The 14,257-nt window shown below is 36.7% G+C and carries 13 protein-coding genes; 1 reads left to right on the forward strand and 12 read right to left on the reverse strand.

What is annotated here, in order from left to right; translation table 11 throughout:
- The first annotated feature begins 92 nt into the window (after positions 1 to 92).
- Positions 93 to 509 (forward strand): hypothetical protein, encoded by a 417-nt coding sequence (locus tag HYG86_RS02995; protein WP_213167467.1) that lies wholly within the window; start codon positions 93 to 95, stop codon positions 507 to 509.
- 53 nt (positions 510 to 562) lie between these two features.
- Here the strand turns inward: HYG86_RS02995 and panD are convergent, their stop codons facing one another.
- From panD to HYG86_RS03055, 12 genes are all read right to left on the reverse strand, one after another.
- Complete coding sequence (gene panD, locus HYG86_RS03000; RefSeq protein ID WP_213167468.1) at positions 563 to 946, reverse strand: aspartate 1-decarboxylase; 384 nt, start codon at positions 944 to 946, stop codon at positions 563 to 565.
- A 3-nt stretch (positions 947 to 949) separates the two neighbouring features.
- Entirely contained in the window at positions 950 to 1,795 is an 846-nt protein-coding gene (panC, locus tag HYG86_RS03005; RefSeq protein WP_213167469.1) for a pantoate--beta-alanine ligase, read from the reverse strand.
- 18 nt (positions 1,796 to 1,813) lie between these two features.
- Complete coding sequence (gene panB / locus HYG86_RS03010) at positions 1,814 to 2,647, reverse strand: 3-methyl-2-oxobutanoate hydroxymethyltransferase (protein WP_213167470.1); 834 nt, start codon at positions 2,645 to 2,647, stop codon at positions 1,814 to 1,816.
- On the reverse strand, positions 2,640 to 3,500 hold the full coding sequence (locus HYG86_RS03015) for a Rossmann-like and DUF2520 domain-containing protein (RefSeq protein WP_213167471.1): 861 nt from the start codon (positions 3,498 to 3,500) through the stop codon (positions 2,640 to 2,642). The genes panB and HYG86_RS03015 overlap by 8 nt, the downstream gene beginning before the upstream one ends.
- Positions 3,501 to 3,867: 367 nt before the next feature.
- A complete protein-coding gene (locus tag HYG86_RS03020; protein ID WP_213167472.1) occupies positions 3,868 to 5,457 on the reverse strand; it encodes an alpha-amylase family glycosyl hydrolase in 1,590 nt (529 codons plus the stop codon).
- A gap of 396 nt (positions 5,458 to 5,853) precedes the next feature.
- Complete coding sequence (gene ptsP / locus HYG86_RS03025) at positions 5,854 to 7,563, reverse strand: phosphoenolpyruvate--protein phosphotransferase (protein WP_213167473.1); 1,710 nt, start codon at positions 7,561 to 7,563, stop codon at positions 5,854 to 5,856.
- An 11-nt stretch (positions 7,564 to 7,574) separates the two neighbouring features.
- Positions 7,575 to 7,838 carry an HPr family phosphocarrier protein gene (locus HYG86_RS03030; RefSeq protein ID WP_213167474.1) on the reverse strand — a complete coding sequence of 88 codons (264 nt, stop codon included), beginning with the start codon at positions 7,836 to 7,838 and terminating at the stop codon, positions 7,575 to 7,577.
- A 274-nt stretch (positions 7,839 to 8,112) separates the two neighbouring features.
- Complete coding sequence (locus HYG86_RS03035) at positions 8,113 to 9,162, reverse strand: ABC transporter ATP-binding protein (RefSeq protein WP_213167475.1); 1,050 nt, start codon at positions 9,160 to 9,162, stop codon at positions 8,113 to 8,115.
- A gap of 15 nt (positions 9,163 to 9,177) precedes the next feature.
- The gene (locus HYG86_RS03040) at positions 9,178 to 10,824 is read right to left on the reverse strand and encodes an ABC transporter permease (protein ID WP_213167476.1); all 1,647 of its coding nucleotides are present in this window, start codon (positions 10,822 to 10,824) and stop codon (positions 9,178 to 9,180) included.
- A gap of 31 nt (positions 10,825 to 10,855) precedes the next feature.
- Positions 10,856 to 11,893 (reverse strand): extracellular solute-binding protein, encoded by a 1,038-nt coding sequence (locus HYG86_RS03045; protein WP_213167477.1) that lies wholly within the window; start codon positions 11,891 to 11,893, stop codon positions 10,856 to 10,858.
- A gap of 218 nt (positions 11,894 to 12,111) precedes the next feature.
- Complete coding sequence (locus tag HYG86_RS03050; protein ID WP_213167478.1) at positions 12,112 to 12,945, reverse strand: mechanosensitive ion channel family protein; 834 nt, start codon at positions 12,943 to 12,945, stop codon at positions 12,112 to 12,114.
- Positions 12,946 to 12,969: 24 nt separating this feature from the next.
- Positions 12,970 to 14,124 (reverse strand): M20 family metallopeptidase, encoded by a 1,155-nt coding sequence (locus tag HYG86_RS03055; RefSeq protein ID WP_213167479.1) that lies wholly within the window; start codon positions 14,122 to 14,124, stop codon positions 12,970 to 12,972.
- Between the last annotated feature and the right edge of the window lie 133 nt (positions 14,125 to 14,257).

Here is a 14,257-nt window from a genome sequence, read left to right on the forward strand (position 1 = left end):
CAAGAGGGTTTGTGTAAATAATGTAGAATATAAATAATACTGGAGTTAGAGCATATTAATTATGGAACATAAACTTTGGGGAGGGGTTACTTTTGAAAAAGAAAATATTTTTGGGGATAGTTGTAGGAGCTTTATTACTTCTGACTTACAGAGTAGTATTTCCAACCTATGGAAATACGATTACTAGTCAGTGGAAAACAATGAATAAAATCTATGTAGTTGATAGAGTTAATGAAAAAAGAGTCACCATTAGAGATGAAGATATAATCAGAAGTATTATGTTTGATCATGCTGATATGAGGCTTATGAGATGGGACAGTGGAATTTTTCTATTGGATTACAAATACCGAATACAAGTGTATAATGATGTTTACACATCCCCATACACATTTAGCTTTAGTTTAGATGAAAACGATATGTACGCGAGAGGTCACTATAAAATACTTGGCGAAAACACTTTATTTGACTATATTGAGAGTTTGGATTTAGAATGGGAAGATGACAATTGATAAGACAAAGGAAGAACCACCACTTGGTTCTTCCTTTTGTTATATATCCTATATTATCTTATTTCGCCATGAGTCTCGGGACCTTCAACAGATGTGATTTTATTGTTTTCATCTACGAATACTACTTGAGGTTGGTGTGCTTTTGCCTCATTTTTGTCTAACATGCAGTATGCGATTATAATAACCACGTCCCCTGGCTGCACTAAGCGGGCTGCTGCTCCGTTTAGGCATATGGTTCCTGAGCCTCTTTCACCTTCTATTACATATGTTTCTAAGCGAGCTCCATTATTATTATTTACTATTTGTACCTTTTCATGGGGCATAATTCCTGAGGCTTCTAAGAGATCCTTATCTATGGTAACACTACCAACATAATTCAGGTTAGCTTCAGTTACAACTGCTTTGTGTATTTTAGATTTAAACATTGTTATATACATGGGTTAAACCTCCAACATAATATTGTCTATTAGTCTTACTTTACCTATCTTCACTGCTAATGCTATCAAAACATTGCCAGAAAGTCTATCTAAATCTTCCAAAGTATCACCACTTACTACCTTCACATAATCTATTTTAGCTAAAGGTTCAGAAGTTATTTTCTCTGTAATAGTAGTTCGAATCTTACTTGCTTCCCTTTCACCACGTCCAATACTCCCTTGAGCATCAAATAAAGAACGAGATAATACTAAGGCGGCTTTTCGTTCGTTATCTTTTAGGTTCACATTTCGAGAGCTCATGGCTAGGCCATCTTCTTCCCTAACAATTGGGCAGGGAATTATTTCTACAGGGAAGTTAAGGTCCTTGACCATCTGTTTGATCACAGCAACTTGTTGGGCATCCTTTAGGCCAAAATATGCTTTATCTGGAAGCACCATATTGAACAACTTAGAAACTATGGTAGTAACACCCCTAAAATGCCCTGGGCGGGATGCCCCACATAACTTATCTGTTATTTCGTTAACGTCCACATAGGTTTTATAATTATCAGGATACATATCCTTTACCTGAGGGTAAAAAATAACATCTGCACCTACACCTTCAACTAGATTCCTATCCCTTTGAAAATCCCTAGGATAGATGTCAAAATCCTCCCCCTCCCCAAACTGGGTTGGGTTAACAAATATACTTACAACTACTACATCATTTTCTTTTTTTGCTTGCTCCATAAGGGAAAGATGCCCCTGGTGTAAAAAGCCCATTGTTGGTACAAATCCAACTGACTTTCCTTGTAATTTCATCCCTAAGGAATATTGCTGCATTTGTTTAGGGTTTTCAATTATATTCATAAGTAGATACCTCACTAATTAATATAGTTTTTCAAGCACATCATCTTTTAACATAAATGAATGTTTATCTTCTGGAAAAGCACCAGATTTTACTTCTTGGATATATTCTCTAACGCCTTCTTTCATTGTTTCTCCTGTGTTCTTATAACGTTTTACGAATTTAGGAGCAAGATCTGAATACATACCTAGCATATCTTGTATAACTAAAACCTGCCCATCACATCCATTGCCTGCACCGATTCCAATTGTAGGTATGCTGATGGACTTTGATATATGGTCTGCAAGCTGTTTAGGTACACATTCAAGTACTATACCAAAGACACCTGCTTTTTCTAATAATTTTGCATCAGCAATAAGCTGTTTAGCCTGTTCTTCACTTTTACCCTGGACCTTGTAACCACCCATCATGTTTACTGATTGGGGTGTTAATCCTAGGTGTCCTAAAACTGGTATTTGAGCCTTTATCAGTGCTTCTATTTTATCTAGTATTTCCTCTCCACCCTCTAGTTTAACCCCTTGAGCATCTCCCTCTTGTATCAATCTACCAGCATTTTTTATTGTCTCCTCGACACTTATGTGGTAAGAAAGATATGGCATATCAGCAATAACTAACGCCCTTTTAGCCCCCCTGGCCACAGCCTTTGTGTGGTGCACCATATCGTCCACAGTAACTTTTAAAGTACTGTCATACCCTAGCATCACCATGCCTAAAGAATCTCCAACTAATAGACATTCAACCCCTGCTTCATCTAAGAGCTTTGCAGTGGAATAGTCATATGCTGTCAACATACTAATTTTATCACCCTTTACCTTGCTTTGCATAAAGGAACTGACAGTATACTTTTTATCCATTTAATCCACTTCCCTCTAATATTTTTTTTAATGCTTCTATATCCTCTTTCCTAAGGCCTCTCTTTTCAGCCACATCTAAGGTTTCCAAACCTAAAGCTGAGTAAAAAGATTTCTGGTCATCATTTAAATTTTCCAGGTGATTTTGTATAGTTACCATATCACCACGTACTATTGGCCCTGTCAGGGCATCTACAACTCCCAATTTATCTATGTTATCCATTGTACCCTGCATAAGTGGCATTAGAACATCATGCCCCTCTTGCTCGTTAAAACCAATGGTCTTTAGCATATTAGTTGATACTTTAGCTAATGTAACTAGGTAGTTTGAAGCTACACATGCTGCAGCATGGTACAATGGTTTATGTTCAGGCTCAATCTCTTTAAATTTATTCCCTATCTTCTTCAGTATCTCAAGTATTGCAGATTTATCTCCAGTGCCCTCCATAGTAAAAAAAGTATTGTGTATTGCATCTATACTCTTTTTTGTATCAGCAAAAGATTGCATAGGATGAAGGGAAAAAGTATTGGCACCTTGTGCTTTAGCTTTTGATAATATATCGGATTTTAGTGCACCTGACATATGTACTATGGTTTGATTGTTGCTAAATCCAATGTTTTCTCCTATATCATCACAGACTTTTTTAATTACACTATCGGGGGTTGTTAAAAAAACTATATCCGACTGTTCCACCACTTCTTCAAGGGACAAAACTTTAGCGGAAGAGAATTCTGCAGCTTTTTGGGCAGACTCTGGATTTCTGCTGTAATAACCCACAACATTCAATCCGTTTTCCTTTAAGTAGTGCCCAAAAACAGTACCAACCTTACCAGCTCCTATGAAACCTATATTCATCCCTTCACCTCCATTTTTCAAAGTATCAGTTAGGTTATTTTAACCAAGCCAGGGAAGAAATAAAAAAATCTATCCAATTTGGATAGACAGGGAAAATACACCTCTTGTGAGATGTTTCAATCTTATACCTGTCTCGGTCCAAGCTTGGCTCAGAGCAGTGCTTTGTAGTTATTAATACACCAAAATTCGTTTCACTCCCATTTGGGTAGCTTACAATTTTATTATATGTTAAATACCAAAATAGTGCAATAGATTGGGCCCAAAAAGTGTAATGATGATGATAACTGAAAAATAGTAGTAAATTAATCATATATACAAAGGGATTGTAGCGATAAATTTCATCATCTACAATCCCTGTTTATAAGCTTTAATTAACAATTATTGAAGAAAGTCCTGGAATTTTTATAGTCAGTATGTTGCCGTTTCTCTCCACATCTGCACCATCTTTAGTTCTCTCAAACTCACTGAATTTCCCTTCGAGTTCCAATGTTAATATTTGGGTCTCGGCACTAAAGTTATGGACAACCAACACCTTCTGGCTTTGAGAAGTCCTTAGAAATGTTAGTATAGAATTATTTTCGTTTTGCACTAACTCAAATTTACCACGGATTAGTGCATCATTTTTTTGTCTTATACTTATCATATTTTTAAAGTGGTTTAACAAAGAGTCTGGATCTTGTTGTTGTTCTTCCACAGATGGTGACCATTGTTCAGTACTGTTAAAGGAATTTGGTCTCCAGGTTGTCTGCCCTGGCCCATTATTTTCATACCATTTAAAGGGTTCTCTGATATCCATGTGATCATCATTGCTAATCATTCCTATTTCTTCCCCTGCAAAAATATAAGGATCACCAGGTAGGGTTAACAGTACATTTGCAGCTAGTTTCATTTTATCAAAGTCGTGATTAAAGTAAGACATTACCCTTTTAGTGTCGTGATTTGATAAAAAAGGTGCGTCAGTAAAATCGGGGTTATGCTCAGAGTAGGTCTTGTAGATTGTGTCTAACTGTCTTCCTAGTCTATCTGTGCCACTGTTAATAGAAGTAACTGTTCTTTCTCCAATTCTAAAATTGAAGTTTGCTTTCAAACCGTTAGCAAAATAAGGTGCAATAACCTCAGGAGTATCCCAAACCTCACCAATTAGGTATACATCCTCTTTTAATTCAGTTAGTGAGTTATAGAATTCATTCCAAAATTGATGATTCTTTGCTGCTTCATGGTAAAGATGTTTAGCTGCATCTAGTCTAAAACCATCCACACCTTTATCTAGCCAGAATTTCGCAATCTCTTTTACCTCTCCCCTTACTTCAGGTGTGTCGAAGTTTAAGTCAGGCATTCTGCCCCAGAAGTTGCCTAAATAATACCACTGGGAATTTTCGTAGTTATGCCATCCATTACCTCGACGCCTTAAATCCTCTTGATCTACCCAATGATAGTATTCTCTGTATCTACTTTCAGAATCAGCTGCCGAGGCTTTGAACCATGGGTGATCATTAGAAGTATGATTTATAACTAAATCCATAATAACTTTAATACCACGCCTGTGGGCTTCTTTTATAAGTGTCTCAAAGTCTTCCATGGTACCAAACTCGGGATCCACAGCATAGTAATCCACCACATCGTACTTGTGGTAGCTCGCACCATGGGTGATTGGTGTTAGCCAAATTCCGTTGACCCCTAGGTAACTAAGATAATCTAGACTCTCAATCATTCCACCTAGGTCACCTACTCCATCTCCAGAAGAATCTCTATAGTTATAGACAAAAATCTGATAAAATACCCCATTATCAAACTTTATCTCTGTTATACCTGAGCGATCATATGTACCATCATAGTTATCACCATGAATGATGGTATCATCAATGTTATCTGGGCTTATACTTTCCCCACTACAACCCACCACCAAAGCTAATACCACTAAAAATATTAATGATAATCTTAAAATTTTGTTAGCCAAAATTAATTTCCCCTTTCTCTGATACCTATACCCTTATATTATCATCCATTATTTAACATAACAAGCTGGATTTGAGCATTTTATCCTTAAGACATTATGTTGTACCAATGGGGTTTATTCTACGTGTATAGGGTACGGTAACCTAAGAAGGCTTCAGATACAACACAGAGGAAAATCTGTTTTTTAAAAACCTTATACTAGAAGCTGATGATTTTTAATAGATTTTTTTCTTAGTTAAAACATTGCGATGCTGTGTATGTATGTATGTATGTATGTATGTATGTATGTATGTATGTATGTATGTATGATAATCTCACGGTTAATCACTCTTCACTAAAACAAACAGGGCTGCTGCACAGATGAATTATTCATTGTGCAGCAGCCCTGTTATTTAGTTTATGCTATTACGGATCTTAAGTACTCTTCTACTTCCTCAGCTGTGGCTAAAGACATAGCCTTTTCAACTATCTCCTGAGCTTTCTCTTTTGTAAGGGTTGAAATTAGCTCCCTTGCTGGAAGTATAGATGTTGCACTCATGGAAAACTCATCTAAGCCTAGTCCTAGTAATAGTGGAATAAGGGGAAGTTCTCCTGCTGCTTCTCCACACATACCTGTCCAGATACCTTCTTTATGTCCATTTTCTATAACCATTTTTATCATCCTTAAAACTCCTGGGTGATATGGTGTATATAGATGGGCTATGTTTTGGTTCATTCTATCAACTGCTGTTGAATACTGAATCAAGTCGTTTGTCCCTATGCTGAAGAAGTCCACTTCTTTAGCAAGGATGTCACTTGTAAGGGCCGCTGTAGGAATCTCTATCATTATACCAACTTCGAAGTCTTTGCTATATACTATGCCCTCTGCCTCAAGATCTTTTCTAACTTCGTCCATGATGGCATTTGCTTGTCTAACTTCTGTTATGCCAGATACCATTGGATACATGATTTTAAGGTTTCCATACACAGATGCTCTAAGGAGTGCTCTCAGTTGTGTTTTAAATATATCTGTTTTATCTAGGCAAATCCTTAGTGCCCTATAACCTAAGAATGGATTCATTTCCTTTGGAAGGTTTAGATAGGGAATTTCTTTATCTCCACCGATGTCTAGGGTCCTTATAACAACTGGCTTTCCTTCCATACCCTCTAGAACTGTTTTGTATGCTTCAAACTGTTCTTCTTCTGTTGGTAAGGATGTTCTGTCCATGTATAAAAACTCTGTTCTGTAAAGTCCAATACCTTCAGCACCATTGTTTAATACACCCTTTAGATCGTTTGGTGTTCCAATGTTTGCTCCAAGCTCCACATGTTTACCATCTTTGGTAGCTGTGTTTTTATCTTTTAGCTCCATCAGTTTTGCACGGTATTCAAGGTATTTTCTTTGTTCTTCTTTATATTGATTTTTCACATCTTCTGTGGGGTTTACTAGTACTTCACCAGTTTCCCCATTTATTATCACATAGTCTGAATTTGATATTGTTTCAGTGACTGTACCAAGACCTACCACAGCAGGTATTTCTAAACTCCTTGCCATTATAGCTGTATGGGAAGTTCTACCACCGATATCTGTTACAAAGCCTAGTACTTTCTCTTTATCCATTTGAGCTGTGTCAGAAGGAGCAAGGTCATGGGCAACTATGATTACTTCTTCATCTAGTTGGCTTATGTTTACCATCTCAATACCTAATAGGTTTTTAAGAAGCCTTCCCCCAACATCTTTGATATCTGCCGCTCTTTCTTTCATGTATTCGTTATCCATGGATTCAAATATCTGTACAAAGGACTTTATGGTTCTATCTAGTATTACCTCTGCATTTTTCTTTTCTGATTTAATTCCATTTTCCACAGAGTTTACAAGTTTAGGATCAGAAAGTACTAGTAGGTGAGCTTGAAAAATTTCAGCTTTATCTTTACCCATCTTCTGCTGGGCTAACACTTTAATTTTTTCTAGCTGTTCTTTTGATTTCTCCAATGCAGAATGGAATCTATTTAATTCAGAAGCAATATCTTCAACAATGTTTTCAGATATATCTATTTCCTCTTCCCTAAGTAACAGTACAGGTGCCATGGAAATACCTTTGGATGCACCTATTCCTTTTAAAACCATTTAATCACTCCCTATTCGCCAAAATTGTTATCAAATAGTTCCTTAATGGCTGCTAATGCTTCTTGCTCGTCAGCACCACTTGCTTTTAAAGTTACTTCAGTTCCTTCGTTAGCTCCAAGGGCCATTATACCCATAATACTTTTAGCATTTACATCACCTTCACCCTTTGAAATAGTGATTTCTGAAGTAAATTTTGATGCTGTTTGCACAAGTAGGGCAGCAGGTCTTGCATGTAAACCTGTTTTATTTGTCACTGTTAATTTCATCTCTGTCATTTGAAAATTCCTCCTTAAAATAATTTAAAAAATCGTACATTTCTTATTCTAAACTATTTTTTGTTATAAGTCGAGTTTTAACACATTAAACCAACAAAAAAATATATGTATAGGATAAAATTAAGACTTTTACAGTAATTAAATTCACATTTTCTCAAACCATGCAAAAAACCCATGGAAAATTCCATGGGTTTTGCAGAGAAAATATATTTAAGGGGGATCAATGAGTACATTAATTATAACATATTATCCGTATATCTATGTTAAGTTTAGGTTACTTTTCATTAAGAACAGAAACAAATCCTGGTAAAATACCCAGTTTTATCATAGTACCTATTTCGTAATCCATACTTGGGTGAAGTTGCATGGAAATCTTTTGTTTAAAATCACCCTTTTGTATACCAACAACTGCATCTATTGTGTTACCCCCATAGACCTTAGAAAGTAACACAGATTCTATTGGCCCATTTTCTTCAACTTGAAAGCTATCGGGTCTAACAGATAACTTTACATTAGTTCCTGTTTTAAGGCCTGTGGAATTATTACAGGTTATTTCTGCAAAGGGAGTAATAACTCGACCATCTTCTCCCACCACACCTTTTATAATATTAGTATGTCCAACAAAGTTTGCCACAAAGGAGTTTACAGGAAATTGGTAAATTTCTTTGGGGCTCCCAATTTGTTGAACTTTTCCATCTTTCATAACAACTATTTTATCAGATATGGCTAAGGCATCCTTTTGGTCATGACTTACAAACACAGCCGTAGCTCCAGCTTCTTTAATAATTCTTTTAACTTCAACCCGCATGCAGATCCTTAAATCTGCATCAAGATTACTAAAGGGCTCATCTAACAAAACAACCACTGGCCTTCTAGCTAAAGCTCTGGCTATGGCCACACGTTGTTGTTGTCCCCCAGAGAGTTCGTGGGGAAAACGACTTTCATATCCCTTTAAGCTAACTAGTTCTAATACTTCATGGGTTCTTGACTTCTTGTCCTTTCCTCTATAACCAAATCCTATGTTATCAATTACATTCAAGTGCGGAAATAGGGCATAGTCTTGGAACACCATCCCAATATTTCTTCTTTCTGGAGGAATCCATCTATTTTCATCAAAAATCCGATTACCTCCTAGCTCAATAACTCCGCTGTCTGCCCTCTCAAATCCTGCTAATAATCTTAAGGTAGTAGTTTTTCCACAACCACTAGGTCCTAGAAGTGTCACAATTTCTCCCTTTTGTAGTATTAAGGATAGATCAGATACTGCTGGTAAGTCAGAACCTCTATATGTTTTGGATATCTTTTTTAGCTCGATTGCATTCATCTTATCACCTCTGGCCTAGTATTTGTTTAGCATCCACTTAAGTGGGATCACAGATATCAATATAATTAGTAGTGCTGCTGGAGCTGCCAAGTGATAAACTGATTCACTTGTTTCAACCCAAATTCTTACTGCCAAGGTATCAAAGCCAGGTGGACGTAGCAAAAGGGTTGCTGGCAGTTCTTTAATGGAGCTTACAAATACCAAGGCCCCTCCTGCAAGGACCCCTGGCGAAATAAGTGGTAAAATAACTCTGACCAGAACTTTCCATGGGGAATAACCTAAACTCCTAGCTCCTTCATCAATTCTAGGTGAAAGAAGGCTAAGGGATGATTCTCCTGCTTGCATACATTGGGGTAGAAATCTTATTACATAAGCTACACTAATAATAATAAATGTGTTGTATAGCATAGGTATATAGCGGTTAAACACAAAAACTAATCCCAGTGCCACAATAACTCCAGGCAATGAATACCCTGAATAGCTCAGTTTATCTATAACCTTTGTAAACGTAGAAGGATACCTAGATTTAAGGTATACAATTGGTAAAGATACAACCACTGAAACCATAGCTGCTAATCCAGCAACTTTTACACTGTTAAAGGCAAACTGCCAAAATCTCTGATCTAAAGCCCCAGCTACTATACCTTGTCTAGACCAATAAAGGAGCACTATAATTGGTAAAACAAAAGATAGGGTGAAAACTAAAAGTATAAAAATAAGTCCAGGGACTTTAAGTCCTTTTATATCTAAAGCTTCGGCTTTTTTAAATGTGCTACCGACTTGGTGGAATTTCTGTTTCCTTTTAGTTCTCCCTTCTAAATATAAAACCCCCAGGGTTAATACTATGAGAACCAAGCTTAAAACCGTTGCAGAAATGTTATCATAGCTTCCCATCTGATAGTAAATTGCAGATGTAAATGTTGTATACCTGAGCATGGCTATCGCTCCAAAATCTGAAAGTACATATAGGGCTATCAGTATTGCACCTGCACCTATGGCAGGTCTTAGTAAAGGTAGGTTAACTTTAGTTAATATACCCCATGTATTCATTCCCAGAGATTTGGCAGCTTCTTCATAGTTAGCATTCATTTTCTTCATAGCAGATGAAGCAATTAAAAAAACGTAAGGGTAAGTGAACATTGTTAGTACAAATACAACACCCCAAAAGGAGTAAATATCCAAGGGTGAATTACCAAACAAGTCATATGCCCAGCCACGAGGGCCAAGTATAATGATATATGTCACTGCTCCAACATAAGGGGGGATTACAAGGGGTAAAGCTAACATCCATTGCCAGTACTTTTTACCAGGGATGTTGCAACGCTCCACTAAGAAAGCTAAGGAAACTCCTATGGTTGTAGCTAATAATGTTACCATAAAAGTTAAGCTCAGGGTGTTTTGTAATATCATAGGTATCCTTGAATCTAATAGTCTCATCCAACGATCAGTTCCAGCAAAAACTGATCTCCATACCACGTAAACAAGGGGAAAAGCCATTACCACCGAAGTGATAAGGGCTAAAAAAAATAAAATGGCATCAGGTGGCTCCCCAACCCAAAAATTTTGCCAAATTTTCCTACTAAAAGCCCAAAAGGTTCGATTTAATCGAACCTTAGGCTGGGAGCTATTAGATTTATTTGGTATGTCATTTGCTTTATTCATAGCATTTCTCCCATTTGATTTTTTTTTTAAACTATCTAATTTCTAGGTCTAGTCCTGATCTCTCAATTAATTCTTTAGTATCTAGCCAGTGTTTTCCAAGATCTTTAAGTGGCATACCGTGAACTTTATACTCATTTATTGTAGCAGCTTCTTCTATAGCTTCTATCTCTGGGTTAATAGGAACCTCAAGGGAAGCATATGAAAATTCCCTTTGATTTTCTGCTTTTAAAATCCAATCTAAAAAGATTTTAGCGTTATCAGAGTTTGGAGATCCTTGAACAAAACCAACACCTGCAGCATTTAGTACAGCACCCATCTCACCTTCACCTTGGTCTGGATAGATTACTCCTACATTGTTATTTTCAGGTTCTCTTAATTGCTGGTGGTAGTAGTAGTTGTTTACTAGACCAAACTTGAATTCTCCTGCTCCTACAGCTCTACGAATATCTCCATGCCCCTGGGTTATGGCCCCAGCGGTATTCTTGATTAAGGATAACCATTCTAAGGTCTTTTCGTCGCCCCACTGGGTTCTTAGTGCAGAAACATGTCCTATCATACCACCATTACCACCACGGGTAATTGCGTATTCCCCTGCCCACTTAGGGTCTATTAATTCCCAAACATTTTTTGGCATATCTTCTTCTGAAATAAGGTCTTTATTGTAGATAAATACTCTAGTTCTAGCGGAAAGGGCAAACCAAGAGTTATCATCGGCACGGTACTTTTCATCAATTGTTTCTATACCTTCAGGAGTATAACCTTGTAAAAATCCTTCCATTCGAAGGTTTTCCAATGCTCCAATATCATTGGAGATCACTACATCGGCTTGTACATTATTTTTTTCCTCTTTCAATCTATTAAAAACACCTTCTCCTGCATGTAAAGCTTTAACAGTTATACCTGTTTCAGTTTGAAATTTATCCAGTAAAGGTTGTACAAAATTTTCATTTCTAGATGAGTAGATAACAAGTTCATTTGAGTCACTTGAGCTCGTAGACCCACAACCTGCTGCTAAACCCACTACTAAAATAATTGATAAAACTAATGCAGTAACTTTAAATCTCTTCATTATTAGATTCCTCCTGTGAATTGTTTCTCAATTTGTTCCGGGGCCAATGATAATCTTTCTCACTATAACTTAAAAAAATATAATTATAGTAAATTTTATGATTGTGTATCCGTAGTTAATTGAGAATATTTTTCATTTGTCTAAAGCTATTATAAAATAATCCCGACTAAAAAGCAATGCTTTTGTCGGGATTATTTTTATATATTTTTTTATAATGACTATTGAGTAATGTTTACTCTTCTTGGATAAGGGATTTCGATATTATTTTCGTTGAATGCTTCTTTTGTATACAGTCTTATTACCCTTTCAATCTTCCATTGATTCATGGGTGTTGTTTGGGCTACTATTCTTAAAACAACTTCACTGTCACCAAAATTAGATACACCCAAAACCGTAGGGCCTTCTACTATTTCTGGGAAGTCTTGTTTAACTTTTTCCATGGCACCTTCAAGGACACTGAAAACGTTGTTTAAGTTTTCTTCATATGCTACTGGGATATCAACCATAGCCCGCATTTCACCTATTGAAAGATTTGTAACCTTATCCACCGACCCATTTGGTATAATATGAATTTCTCCTGAAAAGTCCCTTAATTTTGTTACCCTTAGTCCAATATCTGTAACAACACCTGAAAGCCCAGAAATCTTGACATAATCGCCAACTGAGAACTGATCTTCAAATAAGATAAAGAACCCTGTCAAAACATCCCGAACTAATCCTTGTGCACCAAAACCCAAGGCCACCCCTACAACACCGGCTCCTGCTAAAAGTGATGTGGTAGAAAATCCTAACTCTGCTAATATCATCATTCCAGCAAATAGATAGATCCCATATTTTAAAAAACTTTTACTTATTGCTGAGAGGGTCTTTATCTTCCTCTCATCAATGTATTTCTGACTTGCGAAAAACTTATCCACTAATTTGGATATTATTTTCAATACATATATGGCTAAAAAAATTATAACGATGATTCGGAATGAATTTTTCAAAAAACTGAGTACTAGCTCCACTGATACTACTTCGTCAATAAAGTTGGTTAAGTTTTGAAACATCTAACTCCTCCTTCCTTTAGATATTTACTTTTTTAAAAATTTCGTATCATTTAATTTCTCTGGGTTAGTAAATAGGTCATATGCCGTCAAAGCCATGGCCTTAATACCTATTAACATCTGCTCAAAGCCTTCTTTAGTACCTGCTGCAGCTGAAAATTCTTTGGTATGACCAGCTATATCTGAAGAACATATTTTTACAAAGGGATGGATTGCTGGCACAACATGACTAACATTTCCCATATCTAAAGACCCATGATCAGAGCCTTTGTGAATATCTTTAGGATTTACGCCTAGTTTTATAAGATTGTTGTCGTATAGGTCAGAAATATACTCATTTGTTACCATATCATCATATGATTCCTCGTAGTTTTTGATTTCAACAGTGCAGCCTGTCACCATTGCGGCACCGTGGGCACATTTTTTAACCTTTTCAATGACTACTTTTAACTGCTCTTTTTTCATTGCCCTGACATAAAACTGTCCTTGGGTATGATCTGGTATTATATTTGCTGCGTCTCCACCTTTACTTATTATACCATGAATCCTTACATCAGAAGGCAACTGTTGTCTTAATGTACTTATAGCAACATACATGTTGACTAGGGCATCAAGGGCATTTATTCCCTTATGTGGCGAAGCTGCCCCGTGGGCAGGCTTTCCATAAAAATCAAATTGTAATGCTTCCATTGCCATGGATGATCCACTACTTTCATAGGCTTGAGCTGGGTGTACCATAAGGGCAGCATCTATGGTATTAAAAACTCCCTGTTCCACCATTGCAACTTTTCCCCCATCAGTCTCTTCCGCAGGAGTGCCTATGACCAAGATGGCCCCCCCTAGGCTATCCACAACTTCCTTGAGAGCTACCCCTGCCATAACAGCTGACACTCCTATAAGGTTATGACCACATCCATGTCCTAACTCAGGCAGTGCATCATACTCTGCTAAAAGGGCTATGGTGGGGCCATGACTTTTCCCCTTATATGTAGCTCTAAAGGCAGTTTTCATACTGGCTATACCCTCTTCTATGGCAAAGTCTTCCTCTTTAAGCTTCTTGATAAGTGCTTGAGATCCTTTAATTTCCTTATGTCCTAATTCTGGATTATCCCAAATGTATTTTGATATACTGTAATACTCTTCTTTGCTATCATCGAGAAATTTGAGAATATGGTCACGCATTTAAACTACCCCCTAAAATATTCTAATCATAGTATTATATTAACCCACTATTTATATGAAAACAAGAATCTTATGCTTTCTTATGTCTATATTAAAGTAAACTATTGATCATTTATTAACACTAAAAAAACGC

Source organism: Alkalicella caledoniensis, from assembly GCF_014467015.1.
GTDB lineage: Bacteria > Bacillota > Proteinivoracia > Proteinivoracales > Proteinivoracaceae > Alkalicella > Alkalicella caledoniensis.